This window comes from Streptomyces sp. NBC_00654 (genome assembly GCF_026341775.1).
Lineage (GTDB): Bacteria > Actinomycetota > Actinomycetes > Streptomycetales > Streptomycetaceae > Streptomyces.
Map to the genome: position 1 here is coordinate 1302313 of NZ_JAPEOB010000001.1, position 16483 is coordinate 1318795.

Here is a 16483-nt window from a genome sequence, read left to right on the forward strand (position 1 = left end):
CGGCATACGGGGAGTCCTTCGGCGGGTCCGGTGTCGGCGCCGGGAGACTACGCCACCCGGGTCGCTCCCGCGAAAGGCATTTCGTCGAGGGGCGCGATGCGGACCGGTGCGCCGGGGCGCGGTGCGTGGATCATCCGGCCGCCGCCGATGTAGAGCCCGACATGGCTGATCCCGGAGTAGAAGAACACCAGGTCGCCGGGGGCCAGTTCGGAGCGGGAGACCCGCTGTCCGGCGTTGATCTGTGTGTAGGTGGTGCGGGGCAGCGAGACACCGGCCGCGCGCCAGGCGGCCTGGGTGAGCCCGGAGCAGTCGAACGAGGAGGGGCCGGTGGCGCCCCAGACGTACGGCTTGCCGATCGCCCCGTACGCGAAGCCGACGGCCTGGGCGGCACGGGCGTTGGGGGCCACGGCCGAGCCGCGGGGGAAGGCGCGGTCCGCGTGGGAGGTGCCGCCGCCGTGCCGTGCGTCGGCCGCGCGCTCGTAGTCGGCGCGCTGGGCGTCGGTCAGGGTGTCCAGGAGCCGCCGTGCGTCGGCCAGTTTGCCGGTGATCCGGGCCTTGTGTCTCTTCAGGTCCGCCTGGCGGGCGGTGAGGGTGCCGATCTCCTCCTCGGCCCTCGCCCGGACCCGCGCCACCTCGGTCAGCTGGCGCCGGATCCCGTTGAGCACGGTCGCCCGGCGGTCACCGGCCCGGTCCAGGAACGCGGCGCGCTGGAGGTACTGGTCGGGGTCGGAGGAGAGCGCCAGCTGGACGGCCGGGTCGAGCCCGCCGGTGCGGTACTGCGCGGTGGCCAGGGAACCGAGGTCGTGGCGCGAGGTGTTGAGGCGTTCGGTCCGGCGGGCCGCCTCGTCGCGCAGGGCGTCGAGGGCCTTCGCCGTCGCGGTCGCCTTCTCCTTCGCCCCGTTGTACTTCTCGGTGGCGACCTCCGCGTCGTGGTACAGCCGGTCCACCTTGGTCTTGACCTGGGCCGGGGTGGGCCGGGGCTCGGCGTGGGCCGCCCCGGCACCGGTGGCGGTGGTGGCGGTCGCCGCCCCGGCGAGGGCCAGGGTGGCCGCGGTGCGGGCAGCAGGGCCGGTGAACAGGCGCTGCTTGGGTTTCCGGTGAGCTGATTTCCGGTGCGCGGCCACGAGGGCTGCATCCTTCCTGTCGGCTGCCCGCCGGGGGCTGCCGACGGGCACGCGAGGCCCGGTGGGCCGGCCACCACGGGGGGAGCGGCCGACCGCCGGACCTCGCGGCGGGGTGAGCGGGTGCCGCCCGGTACGGGCGGCGCTGGAGAGCCGATCACCTGGGAGGGACGCTAATCGCGGGGCGCGGAAAAGAGTCGACATGACAGCTATTGCACGCATGTGGCGTTTCGCTGTGCCGGAATGACCGGAAATACTGCCTCAGAGTCAGGCAATTCGTGCAGGTCCGGGCGAAATCCGTAAGAACGAGCCAAGAACGCTACACCTGGCTGTGAGGTGGTGCTACGGCCAGGGCCGCGATCCGCGGTTCGGGGCAGGGCCCTAGGCTGCGGGACCATGGACGTACTCATCAATATCTTCGTCGCCCTGCACATCATCGGCATCGCCTCGTTGCTGGGAGGTTTCCTGACCCAGATGAAGGCGATGGGCGCGGGCACGGCGCGATTCGTTCCGGCCATGCTGCACGGTGCGCTGACCATGCTGGTCACCGGCGTCGCCCTGGTCGGGCTCAACCAGGCCGACGACCAGACCGTGAACAACATCAAGATCGGCGTGAAGCTGCTGATCCTGGTCGTCATCCTCGCGCTCGTCTACATCAAGCGGGACGAGGAGAAGGTCGACAAGGGCGCGTTCGCCGCGGTCGGCGGTCTGACGGTCGCCAACATCTTCATCGCCACCCTCTGGACCTGAGCCGGCCGGTCCCGTCCCGGAGCGCCCCGGGACGGCCTTCACCGGCCGTCCGGGGCGTCGCGCGGTCAGGCGGGGCGCACGCTGCCGTAGATCGGCATGTAGTAGATCGACTCCTCGCGCACGTTCGCGCCCGGCTTCGGCGCGTGGATCATCATGCCGTCGCCCTTGTAGATGCCGACGTGACTGATGTCGTCGTAGAAGAAGACCAGGTCCCCGGGGCGCAGATCCGCCGTGGCCACCCGGGTGCCGACCTTCACCTGGTCCCAGGTCGTACGGGGGAGGTCGACCCCGGCCGCCTTCCACGCCGCCTGCGTCAGCCCGGAGCAGTCGTACGAGGCGGGGCCCGTCGCGCCCCAGACGTACGGCTTGCCGATCTGGCCGCGCGCGAACGCGAGGACCTTCTCCGCCTTGGCGGCGTAGCCGCTGTCCGGCCCCGATCCGGTGTCCGTCCCGCCACCGGTGCCGCTCCCGGAGTCCGGCTCCTTCGCGGCCTCCTCCTTGGCCTTCCGCTCGGCCTCCGCCTCGGCGGCGGCCTGCTGACGCGCCAGCTTCTCCGCCTTGATCCTGGCCTCGGCCTTCTTCTCGCGCTCCAGCTCCGCCAGCCGCGCCTTCTCCTGGGCGGTCAGCGTCGACAGCAGGGTGCGCGCCTCGGTCAGCTTGGTCTGCACGCTCTGCTTGCTGGTGCGCAGCGTGGCCTGCGACTCGGTGAGCGTCTCCAGGCTCTTCACCGCCTCGGTGCGCTTGACCGCCGCCGCGGACTGCTGCTCGCGGAAGTCGGCGACGGCCTTCTGCTGCTGGCTCGTCATCCGGTCCATCAGCTGGTCCTGGTCGAAGTACGCCTGCGGGTCGTCCGCCAGGAAGAACGTCGCGGTGGGCGCGATGCCGCCGGTGCGGTACTGCGCCGCCGCGTAGTTCCCGAGGGCGCGGCGGGCCTCGTTGACCTTGTCGGCGCGCTTGGCCACATCGTCGAGCAGGGCGTCGACCTCGGCGCGCTGGTTCGCGGAGGCCGCCTTCGCCTCGTTGTACTGCTGGGTCGCGGTGCCCGCCTGCCGGTAGAGGTCGTCGACCTTCTTCCGGACCTCCTCGATCCCGGGCCTGGGCTCCGCGGGCGCGGCCGTCGCGCTCTGCGTGGAGAGCAGCGTGACGGAGGCCAGCGCCGCCGTCGTCAGCCCGACGGCGGGAGTGGTGGTGCGCACCTTCGTACGCGGTTTGCGATGCGAGGCCAAGGCCGGCATCTCCTTCCGTGGACCGCCTGCCGGGTTGGCTGTCGGGTTCGGGCGGAACGGAAGGCTGCCCTACGGCCCCGTGGGGAAGGGCCGGTTCACCCCGGTACCGCTGGTGGGTCCCCGGTCCCGGGCTGCCGTCGGGCAGTACGGATTCGGCGGGGGCGTCCGCTCGGCGTGGTTCGCCGCAAGGGGGTACGGGGCGCCCGACCGAGCACGCTAGCCACCCGTGGGGCCGCTGTGAAGGTTGATGTTCGATATGCCCGATACATTTTCGTGACCTCGGTGAATCGGGCCCGCGGGAACCGGGCGCCGCCGCCCTTCCCCTACGCGGTGTGGGTGCCCGGTCTCCGTACGTGCCCGTCCGGCCGCCCTCGTATCCGATGCGGCCACGGACTGTCGGTGCGGCGGCCTAGACTCGTCAAGCGATGAGCAGCCTCTTTGACGACAGCTTCCTGACCGGCCTCCAGCACTCGGAGGAAGGGCCCCCGCCGCCTCCCGAGGACCACGCACCCGAAGCGGTGCCGGAGGGTCTCTTCGAGGGCGTCTTCGACGCGCCCCCGCCGCCCCGCGACGGCTATTACCGGGACGGTGCCCCGCGGCCGGTCATCGACGCCGCCGCGCTGCTCGACGGGCTGAACACCGAGCAGCGCGCCGCCGTGGTGCACGCCGGTTCGCCGCTGCTCATCGTCGCCGGGGCCGGCTCGGGCAAGACCCGGGTGCTGACCCACCGGATCGCCCATCTGCTCGCGGAGCGCGGTGTGCACCCCGGCCAGATCCTCGCGATCACCTTCACCAACAAGGCCGCGGGCGAGATGAAGGAGCGTGTCGAGCAGCTCGTCGGCCCGCGCGCCAACGCCATGTGGGTCATGACCTTCCACAGCGCGTGCGTACGGATCCTGCGCCGCGAGTCGAAGAAGCTCGGCTTCACCTCGTCGTTCTCGATCTACGACGCCGCCGACTCCAAGCGGCTGATGGCCCTGGTCTGCCGCGATCTGGACCTCGACCCCAAGCGCTACCCGCCGAAGTCGTTCACGGCCAAGGTCTCGAACCTGAAGAACGAGCTGATCGACGAGGAGACCTTCGCCGGCCAGGCCGCCGACGGCTTCGAGAAGACACTGGCCCAGGCATACGCGCTGTACCAGGCACGGCTGCGCGAGGCCAACGCCCTGGACTTCGACGACATCATCATGACGACGGTCCACCTGCTCCAGGCGTTCCCCGATGTCGCCGAGCACTACCGCCGCCGCTTCCGCCACGTCCTGGTCGACGAGTACCAGGACACCAACCACGCGCAGTACACCCTCGTGCGCGAGCTGGTGGGCCCGTCCGGCGAGGCGGACGCACCCGCCGAGCTGTGTGTCGTCGGTGACGCGGACCAGTCGATCTACGCCTTCCGGGGCGCGACCATCCGCAACATCCTCCAGTTCGAGGAGGACTACCCCAACGCCACCACGATCCTGCTGGAGCAGAACTACCGCTCCACGCAGACGATCCTCTCCGCCGCCAACGCGGTGATCGAGCGGAACGAGAGCCGCCGCCCCAAGAATCTCTGGACGAACGCCGGCAGTGGCGCCCGGATCACCGGCTATGTCGCCGACACCGAGCACGACGAGGCACAGTTCGTCGCCGACGAGATCGACCGGCTGACGGACGCGGGCGACGCGAAGGCCGGCGATGTCGCCGTCTTCTACCGGACGAACGCCCAGTCACGTGTCTTCGAAGAGATCTTCATCCGCGTCGGGCTGCCCTACAAGGTCGTCGGCGGAGTGCGCTTCTACGAGCGCAAGGAGGTCCGGGACGTCCTGGCCTACCTCAGGGTCCTCGCCAACCCCGAGGACACCGTCCCCCTGCGCCGCATCCTGAACGTGCCCAAGCGGGGCATCGGCGACCGCGCCGAAGCGATGATCGACGCGCTGTCGCTGCGCGAGAAGATCTCCTTCCCGCAGGCGCTGCGCCGCGTCGACGAGGCGTACGGCATGGCGGCCCGCTCGGCCAACGCCGTGAAGCGCTTCAACACGCTCATGGAGGAGCTGCGCACGATCGTCGAGTCCGGTGCCGGACCGGCCGTCGTCCTGGAGGCGGTCCTGGAGCGGACCGGCTATCTCGCCGAGCTCCAGGCCTCCACGGACCCGCAGGACGAGACCCGTATCGAGAACCTCCAGGAGCTCGCCGCCGTCGCCCTCGAATTCGAGCAGGAGCGCGGCGACGAGGAGGGTGCGGGCACCCTCGCCGAGTTCCTGGAGAAGGTCGCGCTGGTCGCCGACTCGGACCAGATCCCGGACGAGGACGAGGACGGCTCCGGCGTCATCACCCTGATGACGCTGCACACGGCCAAGGGCCTCGAATTCCCCGTGGTGTTCCTGACCGGGATGGAGGACGGCGTCTTCCCGCACATGCGGGCCCTCGGCCAGACCAAGGAGCTGGAGGAGGAGCGGCGGCTCGCCTACGTCGGCATCACCCGCGCCCGTGAGCGGCTCTATCTGACCCGGGCCGCGATGCGCAGCGCCTGGGGCCAGCCCTCGTACAACCCGCCGTCGCGCTTCCTGGAGGAGATCCCGGACCAGCACCTGGAGTGGAAGCGGAAGGGGCCGATGGCGGCTCCGGCCGGTCCGACCTCGGGCATCACGTCCTCGCTGTCCTCGTCCCGCTCGCGCTCCGGCCCGTCCGGCTTCGCGACCCGTCGCAGCTCGGACAAGCCGGTGGTCACGCTGGTGGTGGGGGACCGGGTCACGCACGACCAGTTCGGTCTGGGCACGGTGACGGCCGTAGAGGGCTTCGGGGACCAGGCGAAGGCCACGGTGGACTTCGGCGACGAGCGGCCCAAGAAGCTGCTCCTGCGGTACGCGCCGGTCGAGAAGCTGTAGGCCGAGGAGCTGCGGGCCGAGAGGCCGCAGACGGAGAACGCCCGGGGAGCGGGGCGGCCTCGGCCGTCCCGCCCCCCGGGCGTGTCGTGGATTTCCCGGCCGGAATCCCCTCGGCCCGAGGGGACGCCCGGCCCTGGGCCGCTCAGGTCGGGTTGAGTCCGTGGCTGCGGAGCCACGCCAGCGGGTCGATCGCCGAGCCGCCGCCGGGCCGGACCTCGAAGTGCAGGTGCGCGCCGGTCGAGTTGCCCGAATCCCCGGCGTACCCGATGACATCACCGGCCTTCACCGGGCCCGAGCGGATCCTGGTGCTGCTGAGGTGGCAGTACCAGGTCTCGGTGCCATCGGCCATGGTCACGATCACCATGTTGCCGTAGGCGCTGTTCAACTGGGTGCGCACGGTGCCGTCGGTCGCGGCCATCACCGGAGTGCCGTACCCGACGGGGAAGTCGATGCCCGTGTGGACGGACATCCAGTTGACGCCCGCCTGGCCGTAGTAGGCGCTGAGTCCGTGCTGCTTGACCGGCAGGACGAACTTGGGGCGCAGCGCCTCACGGCGTGCCGCCTCCTCCGCGCGCTTCTTCTTCTCGGCGGCCTGCCGCTCCTTCAGGTCGATGCGCTCCTGGGTGCGGCTGGCGCGGTCCCGGAAGTCGTCGGCATCGGCGCTGAGCCGGGCGAGCTGGGTGTCCAGCTTGTTGTTCGCGGCGACGGGCTTGACGGTGCTGGGGTCGGCGACCGCCATCGAGATGGTGTCGTCCTGCCGCTTCTCGGTCTCGCCGAGTCCGCCGACGGAGGCGGCCGCGATGCCCGCGACGCTCATGACGCAGGCGGAGGGGACGGCGACGGTGAGGAGTGCGGACCGCTTGGCGGGGGAACGGCGCCGCGCGCGGCTGCGCGAAGCGGAGCGGGCCACCGGCCGGGGGGAGTCGACGGCGCGCTCCATGGTGACGGTGCCGAGCTTGTCGATGCCGGGGCCGGGGCCGTCCGCCCTGTACTCGTCCGGCCCGTACTCGGCCGCCTCGTACTCCTCCGCCCGGTATCCGTCGGTGCCGGACCCGCTGGTCGCGGACTCCGGCGCCTCGGACTCCAGGACGGCGAACTCCGCCGTCGCCGGCGCCTCGGGCAGTGCCTCCGACGGCACTCCGGCCGTCCCGGTGGAGGCCGTCCGCTGTTCGTACAGGGAGTAGGACGTCTGTTCTGGCTCGTACGGCGCGCTCCCGGGCGTGGCGCCGGAGTTCCAGGCGGTGGCGTCGTAGGTGCCGGAGTCGTACGTTCCGGTGCCGTAGGCCGTCGTCGTCGCGTAGGAACCCGTGTCGTAGGTCCCGGTGTCGTACGCACCCGTCTCGTACGAAGCGGTCCCGTACGCGCCCGTGTCGTGCGCGCCCGTGTCGTGCGTACGGAGGTCGTAGGAACCCGTCTCGTACGACGCGGTGCTGAAGGTCGTGGTGGGGAACGCGCCCGTGTCGGTCGCCGCCCACTGGCCGGTCTGCTGCCCGCCGGTTTGCTGCCCGCCGGTCTGCTGCCAGGCGGTGCTGTCCCACTGGCCCGAGACATCGGGGGCGCCCGCCTGCGCCGGGATTCCCGGCCCGGAGGTCCAGGCGGCCGAAGCGTCGTACGGCTGCTGGGGCTGCGCCTGCGGGGTGTAGGCGTCGTACGGGGCGGTCTGCTGCGCGCCCGTGGCCCACTGGGTGGCGTCGTACTGGCCGCTGTGGTCCGGTGCCCCGGTGGCGTACGCGGTGTCGTAGCCGCTGTACCCGGTCGCGTAGCCCGTCTGGTAACTGCTGTCTTGACCGTCCGGAAGTACACCGAAGAGCGGATCGGTGTCGAAGCTGCCGGTTGACTCACCGTCGTGTCCGACGTGTCCGGCGTGGGGGTGCTGGTCGTTCACCAACTTCTCTCTCGCCTCGGCAGCAGGGCCTGCTCCGGAGTCCGGTGGAGGGACCCCAGGGGGAAAGCAGTGGCCGCGACTGTACCCGGCGGTACGTGACGACGACAATCTTCGGCAGGTTTTGGGCCCCAGGAAACGGGCAATCAGCCGCCTTTCGGTGGACCGCCTACGCAGCCTTGGCGCTTTGTTCGAGGAGTGTTCTATTCGGTGGGGGCGAGCGCGGGCGGCCGTGCCGCGAAAGGGCTCGGCGCGGCGGTACGTAGGGGGGTGCGGTGGTACGCGGGCGGCGCGGAGGTTACGCGGGCGGCGCGGCGCTGCGAGGGGGCGCGGAGATTGCGCGGGCGGCGCGGCGGGGGCAGTGGCTGACGATGGGCCGTACCACCGTGCCGCGCGGCTGGCGGCGCGGTGGTACGGCGACCTCGTAGCGGCACCCTTCGCGTCCGTACGCGCGAGGTGGGGGTGTCCAGGGGTGCGGGGAACGGCGCGTGGCGAACATGTCCCCATGCGTGTCCCCCGTGTGATTTCCCCCTCCCCGTCCACCGCGAAACGGCGGCTTGCGGGATGCTGTGGATAACGTTCGTTCACATCCCCGGCCCTTCAGGCGCGGGAGACCATGTGGAGGCAGTGATGGGTGTGACCGGTCCGATTCGTGTGGTGGTGGCCAAGCCGGGACTCGACGGCCACGACCGTGGAGCCAAGGTGATCGCGCGGGCGCTGCGGGATGCCGGTATGGAGGTCATCTATACCGGGCTGCACCAGACCCCTGAGCAGATCGTGGACACGGCGATCCAGGAGGACGCCGACGCGATCGGTCTCTCGATCCTTTCCGGGGCGCACAACACGCTCTTCGCGAAGGTGATCGAACTGTTGAAGGAGCGCGAAGCGGAGGACATCAAGGTGTTCGGCGGCGGCATCATTCCCGAGGCGGACATCGCGCCGCTGAAGGAGCAGGGTGTCGCGGAGATCTTCACTCCCGGCGCGACGACGGCCTCCATCGTCACCTGGGTGAACGCCAACGTCCGTCAGCCCGCACAAGCCTGAACCGGCCCGGCGGACGCCCGCCGGACTGGCTGCTCAGGCCAGTTCGGCATCCATCGCCGCCCGCAGGCGCAGCGTGGAGACCAGCCGCTGGAAGGCCTCCGACCAGTAGCCGCCCGCCCCCGGTGACGCGCCTTCCGGCTCGTCCTGGGTGGCTGTGAGGACCTCCAGGCGATCCGCCTCCACGGGGTCCAGACAGCGCTCGGCGAGCCCCATCACCCCGCTGAAGCTCCAGGGGTAACTCCCCGCGTCCCGGGCGATGTCGAGCGCGTCGACCACCGAACGGCCGAGGGGCCCGGCCCACGGCACCGCGCAGACCCCGAGCAGCTGGAAGGCCTCGGACAGTCCGTGCGCGGCGATGAAATCCGCGACCCACCCCGCGCGTTCGGCGCCGGGCAGGGTGACCAGGAGCTTCGACCGCTCGGCGAGCGAGGCCGTCCCGGGGCCGTTGGACGGGGGTGTCGAGGGGGCGCCGAGCAGCGCGCGGGCCCACTCCGCGTCCCTCTGCCGCACCGCTGCCCGGCACCAGGCCGCGTGCAGTTCCCCGGCCCAGTCGTCGGCGACGGGCAGGGCCACGATCTCGTGCGCCGTACGCCCCCCGAACTGCTGGCGCCAGACAGTCAGCGGGGCCGCCTCCACCAGCTGGCCGAGCCACCAGGACCGTTCCCCGCGTCCGGCCGGCGGGAGTGGCGCCACACCGTCGCGCTGCATCCCGCTGTCGCACTCGTGCGGGGCCTCCACGGCGATGGAGGCCCCGCCGCCCGTACGGTCGGGATTCACGCATGAGGTGGCACGGGCCGCCATCCGCCCGGCCAGCGCGGAATCGGGCAGCGCGGACAGGAGTTCGGCGGCGGTCGACCGGACATTGCGGCTGCGGTCGGACAGTGCCTGTTCCAGGAAGGGTTCGTCCGCGCCGGACAGACCGGTCCGCAGCGAGTCGAGGAACATCAGCCGGTCCTCGGCCCGCTCGGTGGACCAGGTGGTGGCCAGCAGGGCGAGCGCGGCGCCGGGGTCCTGCGCCCGTACGGCGTCCAGCAGCGCGACCCGCTCCGCGAACAGGCCCTCCTCCCACAGCAGGCGCACCGCCTGCGGATCCGTGGTGTCGGGGCGCGGAGAGCCGCCGGAGGAGCCGCGCAGGGCGAACTTCCACTCCGGGTTCAGCCCGGCCAGCCACAGGCCGAGAGGCCCGGCGAAGGTGAGGGCCTGCGGGCGCAGATCCGTACGGGCCCGCGCCGCGTCCAGCAACGGCGGCAGCAGCGCCGCCGGGGCGCGGAAACCGCGCAGATTGGCGGTGGCCAGCCACTGCGGGATGAGTTCGGTGAGGTCGGGCGTCGTGCCGCGCCGTCCGCCGCCGGACGGTGCGGCACGGTCGGCGAGCAGCTGGGCGAGCCTGCGGCGGGCCGCCGCGGGCAGCGGCGGGCGCGCGTCGGCGGCCGCGGGGGCGGGCCGGGCGCCCGGACGCGCGGGCAGCAGCCCGGCCCTGCGCCGCACGGTGTGCAGTGCGGCGGCGTCCAGCAGCGCGGCCGGAGCGGTCGCGGCGCTGTCCTCCCGAGCGGGGCCGCCCCCGGGGAGGACCGGGGGCCGGCGGTCGGTGCCCAGCAGTGCCGAGGTGACCAGGTCCTCCCACGCCGTGGGCGCGGCTGCGGCTGCGGACGCGGACGCGGTCGTGTCCGTCGGCGCGGACATGTCCGTGTCCGTGTTCGGGGCTGTACGCGTGCCGGTGTCCGTGTCCGTGTTCGTGTCGGTGTTCGTACGGGGCATCGGTCCCCCTCCAAGTTCGGTGGTCGCAGGAGTGCAAGAACGCGCGGGCGGCGAGAGGTTCACTGAGCCGGGGACAGGACGGGACGGGAGGGGACGGGACGGGACAGGGCAGGGGGCCTGGAGCGGGGTCAGATGAGCGGTACGGGTTCCTCGCCGCCCCCACTCCGGCTCCCGCCGCCGGGGTCGTTGCCTGCGCCCGTGGTCCAGGCCGCCAGCGGGTCGAAGCCCCGGTGGCCGATCTCACCGAACACGGTGACCGGGCCACCGCCGGAGAGCGCGACCAGCTTCCACAGGCCGGGCCGGGACAGCGCGGCCGGTGCCACGGGCACGGCGGACTCGGCCCGCGCGTCGGCCAGTTGCCAACCGTCCCCGGACGGCACGGGTATGACATCGCGCAGGGTGACGGGGCAGGCCTCCAGCCAGGGATCGTGCCGCAGGGCGTCCCCGTACGCGGCGAGCGCGGCGGCCGTACCGGCTCCCGGCGGAGGGGTCCCCGACGGTGTCGGTGCGCCGAACTGACGGCCCAGCTCCGCCCTCGGCTGCCCGGACCCCGGATACGGCGTGAGCTCCGCCTCCAGCGTGACGCCCACGGGCAGGGCCTGGCCGGGAGAGCGCCCCGGCGCCCCGAAGGAGAGCAGCAGCGCGGTGCGGCCCGACTCCCGCCCGTACAGCCAGATCCGGCGGGCGACGATCTTGCCGTCCGGGATGTCGTACTGCGCCAGGACCAGCCAGTGGTCACGGACCGGGAGTCCTTCGGCGGCGGCGGGCAGCCCCACTCTCGTCCGCACGGTCGCGGCCAGGCGGTCCGGCAGCCGGTCCAGCCCCAGCCAGGCCGTGTCCAGCAGATGGAGCAGCGCGCACTCCTCCAGCAGCCGTACCGGCCAGCCGGGACCGGAAGCGGGTATCGCCCCCAACTCCCGCACCCGGGAGGCCAGTCCCGGGGCCTGGGCGTCGACCATGCGGGCCGCGGTCTCCTCCCAGAGTCCGTACCCCGCCCGGTCGGCCGACGCGAGTCCCCCTCGCAGCACATCGGCGAGGCGCTGCTCCAACTCCTCGGCACCGCCGGTGATCCGCTCGGCCCGGCGCTCCGCGCGCTTCCTGACGGCCTCCGGATCGGCCGGGCCCGGTGCCGCGTCCGACGCCGGAGGGCCCTTCTCCGCCGCGCGCACGCGACGTCCCCGGAGCCACTCACCGGCCCACTCGGCGGCTTCCCCCGGCCGGATCGCCGCATCGCCGCCCGCCCAGAGCAGCAACAGCCCCAGCGCGTGCTTGCACGGGAACTTGCGGCTCGGGCAACTGCATCTGTACGCCGGGCCGGTGGTGTCGATCACCGTCCGATACGGCTTGCCCCCGCTCCCCTTGCACAGCCCCCACACCGCACCCGAACCGTCGAAACCGCCGTCCGACCACGGCCCAGCCGAACCGAGCCTGCTCCCCGCCTTGCGCGAGGCGTCGTCAGGAGCCAGGGCCAGTACCTGCTCCACCGTCCAGCGCGCCACCGGGCCGTCGGCGCGCGAGGGTTCTCCCCCGTGAGATCGCAGCATGGGAACGACAGTAGGGCGCCCCACTGACAATCGGCCGTGACCTGCGAACTTGGCGGGACTGGCTCAACTTGACTTTGCTTTTCCTTTGCGTTTCTCTGCGAGCTCCGGCATTCGGACATCCGATCCAGGGGGGATCCCAGAATGAACCGCTCCATCAGCACCACCCGCATGTCCCGCACCGCCCGTACCGCGGCCGGAGCCGTCGCGGTCGCCGGTCTCGTGTTCGGTCTCGGCGCCTGCTCCTCCGAGACGGTCGACAAGGCCGTCGACAAGGCGGTCGACAAGACCGTGACCGAGAAGTACGAGGTCACCTACGAGGTCACCGGCACGGGCGTCGACGAGATCCAGTTCCACGGCGGCGAGGGCGAGGCCATGGAGCCGAAGCTCGAAACGGTCAAGGCGCCCACGCTGCCGTGGAAGAAGACCGTGACGCTGACCGGCATCATGCCGCCCGCCGTCATGCCGTTCGCGCTGGAGGCCGGTGGCGCCGACGTCACCTGCACCATCACGTACAAGGGCAAGGTCATCAAGGAGGCCAAGGGCGAGGGCATGCTCGCGGCCGGCGGCTGCGTCGCCGTGTCCCCGATCGTCGGCTGACCCTTCCTCAACTGCCGTCATATCGGCCCTGACCTGCGGTCGGGGCCGATTGTCAGTGGCATGGTGCACGGTGGGAACCACAACAGGTCGACCGATCTGGAGGGGGAGCCATGACCGTGCCCGAAACCACCGGAACCACCGCGGCCGAGGTCCTGCGGCCGCATGCCGAGGACGCGTTCGCCGACGAGCTCAAGGCCCTGGCCGCTGCCGACGACCGGCCCCGGCCCGTCCGCTGGCGCCTCTCGCCGTGGGCCGTCGCCACCTATCTGCTGGGCGGGACACTCCCCGACGGGACGGTGATCACGCCGAAGTACGTGGGCCCGCGCCGCCTCGTGGAAGTCGCCGTGACCACGCTCGCCACCGACCGTGCCCTCCTGCTCCTCGGTGTCCCCGGCACCGCCAAGACCTGGGTGTCCGAGCACCTCGCCGCGGCCGTCAGCGGCGATTCGACCCTGCTCGTCCAGGGCACCGCCGGGACACCCGAGGAAGCCGTCCGCTACGGCTGGAACTACGCGCAGCTGCTCGCCCACGGCCCCAGCCGGGAGGCGCTGGTGCCCAGCCCGCTCATGCGGGCCATGTCCACGGGCATGACCGCCCGGGTCGAGGAACTGACCCGTATCCCCGCCGATGTGCAGGACGCGCTCATCACGATCCTGTCCGAGAAGACACTCCCCGTCCCCGAACTGGGCCAGGAGGTACAGGCGGTCCGGGGCTTCAACCTGATCGCCACGGCCAACGACCGGGACCGCGGGGTCAACGAGCTCTCCAGCGCGCTGCGCCGCCGGTTCAACACCGTCGTCCTGCCCCTGCCCGCGACACCCGACGCCGAGGTGGACATCGTGTCCCGCCGCGTCGACCAGATCGGCCGCTCGCTCGACCTTCCGGCGGCTCCCGAGGGCATGGCCGAGATCCGGCGTGTGGTGACGGTCTTCCGCGAACTGCGCGACGGCGTCACCACCGATGGGCGCACCAAGCTCAAGTCCCCCTCCGGGACGCTCTCCACGGCCGAGGCCATCTCCGTCGTGACGAACGGTCTCGCCCTCGCCGCCCACTTCGGCGACGGCATCCTGCGCCCCGGCGACGTCGCCTCCGGAATCCTCGGCGCGGTCGTCCGGGACCCGGCGGCCGACCGCGTGGTCTGGCAGGAGTATCTGGAGACCGTGGTCCGTGAGCGGGACGGCTGGAAGGACTTCTACCGCGCCTGCCGCGAGGTCTCCGTATGACCGCGCGCACCGCGCGCACCGCGGTCACCGGGCCGCTGCTGCTGGGGGTGCGCCATCACGGCCCCGGATCGGCCCGCGCGGTTCTCGCCGCGCTGGACGCCGCCCGGCCGGGTGCCGTGCTCATCGAAGGGCCGCCGGAGGGCGACGCGCTGCTGCCGCTCGCCGCCGATCCGCGGATGCGTCCGCCCGTCGCGCTGCTCGCCCACGCCGTGGACGACCCGGGGCTGGCGGCCTTCTGGCCGATGGCGGAGTTCTCGCCCGAGTGGGTGGCGATCCGCTGGGCACTGGCCCACGACGTCCCGGTGCGCTTCATCGACCTGCCCGCGGCGCACTCGCTGGCACTGAAGGAGACCGCGGCGGGTCCCCCCGGCCCAGGCCCCGGCGCCGGCACCCCCGACGAACCAGACAGCCTCGGGGACACCGAGGGCGATGAGGACGGCGACGGCCGCGACGGCGGCGACGGTGCGGGGGACCTCCGGGGGCCGCTCTCGCCCGCCGTCGACCCGATCGGCGTCCTCGCCCGGACCGCCGGATACGACGACCCGGAGCGCTGGTGGGAGGACGTCGTCGAGCACCGCGCGTCGGACGGCGTGCCCGCCGATCCACGGGCCCCGTTCGCCGTGCTCGCCGAGGCCATGACCGCACTGCGCGAGGTGTACGGGGACGGCGGCCACCCCCGCGACGCCGTACGCGAAGCCTGCATGCGGATCCAGCTGCGCGCCGCCCGCAAGGAGTTCGGGGACGACATCGCGGTCGTCTGCGGCGCCTGGCACGTGCCCGCGCTCGCCGCCCGGACCACCGTCACCGCCGACCGGGCGCTGCTCAAGGGACTCCCGAAGGTCAGGGCCGAACTGACCTGGGTGCCCTGGACCCACCGCCGCCTCGCCCGGCACAGCGGATACGGGGCCGGAATCGACTCACCCGGCTGGTACGGCCATCTCTTCGGCGCGGCCGACCGGCCGGTCGAGCGCTGGATGACCAAGGTCGCCGGGCTGCTGCGCGGCGAGGACCGGTTCGTCTCGACCGCCCATGTCATCGAGGCGGTCAGGCTCGCCGAGACCCTCGCGGCCATGCGGGGCAGGCCGCTCGCCGGGCTCGGCGAGGCCACCGACGCCGTCCGGGCCGTGATGTGCGAGGGCTCCGACGTGCCGCTGGCTCTCGTGCAGGACCGGCTCATCGTCGGCGAGACCCTCGGCGAGGTCCCCGACAGCGCCCCCGCCGTCCCGCTGCAACGCGACCTGACACGACAGCAGCGCACCCTCCGGCTCAAACCGGAAGCGCTGGAACGGGAGGTGGACCTCGACCTCCGCAAGGACACGGACGCCGCCCGCAGCCGGCTGCTGCACCGGCTCCGGCTGCTCGCCGTCGGATGGGGCGAGACGACCACCGGCCGGGGGAGCACCGGCACGTTCCGGGAGAGCTGGCGGCTGCGCTGGGAACCCGAGCTGCATGTCCGGGTCGCGGAGGCCGGAGTGTGGGGCACCACCGTGCTCTCCGCGGCCACGGCGAAGGCCGAGTCCGAAGCCGTGTCGGCCACCGCGCTGTCGGAGGTGACCGCCCTCGCCGAGCGCTGTCTGCTGGCCGAGCTGCCCGAGGCGCTGCCCGTCGTGATGAGGGCCCTCGCCGACCGGGCCGCACTCGACGCGGACGTCGGCCACCTGGCCGACGCGCTGCCCGCACTCGCCCGTTCCCTGCGGTACGGGGACGTCCGGTCCACGGACACGGCCGCGCTCGGCGAGGTCGCCGCCGGGCTCGCCGAGCGGATCTGCGTCGGCCTGCCGCCCGCCTGCACGGGGCTCGACGCGGACGGCGCCGAAGCGCTGCGCCGGCAGATGGACGGGGTGCACACCGCGATCGGACTGCTCGCCGGTGCCGTGCCCGCCGGGGAACTGCGGGAGCGCTGGGCCGCCGTGCTGCGCAAGCTGGCCGGCCGGGACACCGTCGCCGGTGTCATCCGCGGCCGCGCCACCCGCCTGCTGCTCGACGAGGGACGGCTGGCCGAGGACGAGGCGGCGCTCCTCATGGGCCTCGCGCTCTCGCCCGGCACCCCGCCGCCCGACGCGGCGGCCTGGATCGAGGGCTTCGTCGGCGGCGCGGCGGGCGGCGGCATGCTGCTCGTCCATGACGAGCGGCTGCTCGGCCTGGTCGACGCCTGGCTCACGGGTGTCCCCGCGGACACCTTCACCGATGTGCTGCCGCTGCTGCGCCGCACGTTCTCCGCCTATGAGCCGGGCGTACGGCGCACCTTGGGCGAGCTGGTCCGCCGGGGGCCTGCCCCCGGAGGGCACCAGCACGGCGGCATGGACCCCGCCGCGCCGGGCTTCGGCCCCGGCCTCGACGGGGACAGGGCGGACGCGGTGGTTCCGGTGCTGCGACTGCTGCTCGGCCTCGCCCCCGAGCCCGCCGTACAGGACGGGACGAACGCCGGAAAGCTGGAGGCGAGCGCATGACGGTGGACACGACAGGGGCGGACA

At 72.7% G+C, this 16483-nt stretch carries 11 protein-coding genes and 1 riboswitch; of the genes, 6 read left to right on the forward strand and 5 right to left on the reverse strand.

Going from position 1 to position 16483, the window contains the following annotated elements:
- Positions 1-47: 47 nt before the first annotated feature.
- On the reverse strand, positions 48-1124 hold the full coding sequence (locus OHA98_RS05780) for a C40 family peptidase (protein ID WP_266923023.1): 1077 nt from the start codon (positions 1122-1124) through the stop codon (positions 48-50).
- Positions 1125-1517: 393 nt separating this feature from the next.
- Between OHA98_RS05780 and OHA98_RS05785 the strand changes: the two genes are divergently transcribed.
- Positions 1518-1871, forward strand: a complete 354-nt coding sequence (locus tag OHA98_RS05785) for a hypothetical protein (protein WP_266923024.1) — start codon at positions 1518-1520, stop codon at positions 1869-1871.
- Between the two features lie 65 nt (positions 1872-1936).
- Here the strand turns inward: OHA98_RS05785 and OHA98_RS05790 are convergent, their stop codons facing one another.
- Positions 1937-3106, reverse strand: a complete 1170-nt coding sequence (locus OHA98_RS05790; protein ID WP_266923025.1) for a C40 family peptidase — start codon at positions 3104-3106, stop codon at positions 1937-1939.
- A riboswitch (cyclic di-AMP (ydaO/yuaA leader) is annotated at positions 3105-3251 on the reverse strand. It overlaps the preceding gene by 2 nt.
- Positions 3252-3522: 271 nt before the next feature.
- On the opposite strand from OHA98_RS05790, the gene pcrA reads away from it, so the two are divergent.
- Positions 3523-5961, forward strand: coding sequence for a DNA helicase PcrA (gene pcrA / locus OHA98_RS05795; protein WP_266923026.1), 2439 nt, complete (start codon positions 3523-3525; stop codon positions 5959-5961).
- A 142-nt stretch (positions 5962-6103) separates the two neighbouring features.
- On the opposite strand, the gene OHA98_RS05800 is transcribed toward pcrA, so the two are convergent.
- Positions 6104-7846, reverse strand: a complete 1743-nt coding sequence (locus tag OHA98_RS05800) for a M23 family metallopeptidase (RefSeq protein ID WP_266923027.1) — start codon at positions 7844-7846, stop codon at positions 6104-6106.
- A 627-nt stretch (positions 7847-8473) separates the two neighbouring features.
- On the opposite strand from OHA98_RS05800, the gene OHA98_RS05805 reads away from it, so the two are divergent.
- Positions 8474-8887: a cobalamin B12-binding domain-containing protein gene (locus OHA98_RS05805; protein ID WP_266923028.1), complete on the forward strand. Its 414-nt coding sequence runs from the start codon at positions 8474-8476 to the stop codon at positions 8885-8887.
- 33 nt (positions 8888-8920) lie between these two features.
- Here OHA98_RS05805 and OHA98_RS05810 read toward each other — a convergent pair whose 3' ends face one another.
- Together OHA98_RS05810 and OHA98_RS05815 are read right to left on the reverse strand one after the other, a co-directional pair.
- On the reverse strand, positions 8921-10570 hold the full coding sequence (locus tag OHA98_RS05810) for a DUF5691 domain-containing protein (protein ID WP_266927737.1): 1650 nt from the start codon (positions 10568-10570) through the stop codon (positions 8921-8923).
- A gap of 203 nt (positions 10571-10773) precedes the next feature.
- On the reverse strand, positions 10774-12189 hold the full coding sequence (locus tag OHA98_RS05815) for an SWIM zinc finger family protein (protein ID WP_266923029.1): 1416 nt from the start codon (positions 12187-12189) through the stop codon (positions 10774-10776).
- Positions 12190-12330: 141 nt separating this feature from the next.
- Between OHA98_RS05815 and OHA98_RS05820 the strand changes: the two genes are divergently transcribed.
- The 3 genes from OHA98_RS05820 (at position 12331) to OHA98_RS05830 (ending at position 16459) form a co-directional block, all read left to right on the forward strand.
- Positions 12331-12786 (forward strand): MmpS family transport accessory protein, encoded by a 456-nt coding sequence (locus tag OHA98_RS05820; protein WP_266923030.1) that lies wholly within the window; start codon positions 12331-12333, stop codon positions 12784-12786.
- 110 nt (positions 12787-12896) lie between these two features.
- Positions 12897-14009, forward strand: a complete 1113-nt coding sequence (locus OHA98_RS05825; RefSeq protein WP_266923031.1) for an AAA family ATPase — start codon at positions 12897-12899, stop codon at positions 14007-14009.
- Positions 14006-16459, forward strand: coding sequence for a DUF5682 family protein (locus OHA98_RS05830; protein WP_266923032.1), 2454 nt, complete (start codon positions 14006-14008; stop codon positions 16457-16459). Before OHA98_RS05825 ends, OHA98_RS05830 begins: the two co-directional genes overlap by 4 nt.
- Positions 16460-16483: the final 24 nt, after the last annotated feature.

What these genes read in the sequence shown, in the direction of transcription:
- OHA98_RS05785 (WP_266923024.1), top strand. Translation starts at nt 1,518, where the DNA reads ATGGACGTACTCATCAATATCTTCGTCGCCCTGCACATCATCGGCATC.
- OHA98_RS05790 (WP_266923025.1), bottom strand. Translation starts at nt 3,106, where the DNA reads ATGCCGGCCTTGGCCTCGCATCGCAAACCGCGTACGAAGGTGCGCACC.
- pcrA (WP_266923026.1), top strand. Translation starts at nt 3,523, where the DNA reads ATGAGCAGCCTCTTTGACGACAGCTTCCTGACCGGCCTCCAGCACTCG.
- OHA98_RS05805 (WP_266923028.1), top strand. Translation starts at nt 8,474, where the DNA reads ATGGGTGTGACCGGTCCGATTCGTGTGGTGGTGGCCAAGCCGGGACTC.
- OHA98_RS05810 (WP_266927737.1), bottom strand. Translation starts at nt 10,570, where the DNA reads ATGTCCGCGCCGACGGACACGACCGCGTCCGCGTCCGCAGCCGCAGCC.
- OHA98_RS05815 (WP_266923029.1), bottom strand. Translation starts at nt 12,189, where the DNA reads ATGCTGCGATCTCACGGGGGAGAACCCTCGCGCGCCGACGGCCCGGTG.
- OHA98_RS05820 (WP_266923030.1), top strand. Translation starts at nt 12,331, where the DNA reads ATGAACCGCTCCATCAGCACCACCCGCATGTCCCGCACCGCCCGTACC.
- OHA98_RS05825 (WP_266923031.1), top strand. Translation starts at nt 12,897, where the DNA reads ATGACCGTGCCCGAAACCACCGGAACCACCGCGGCCGAGGTCCTGCGG.
- OHA98_RS05830 (WP_266923032.1), top strand. Translation starts at nt 14,006, where the DNA reads ATGACCGCGCGCACCGCGCGCACCGCGGTCACCGGGCCGCTGCTGCTG.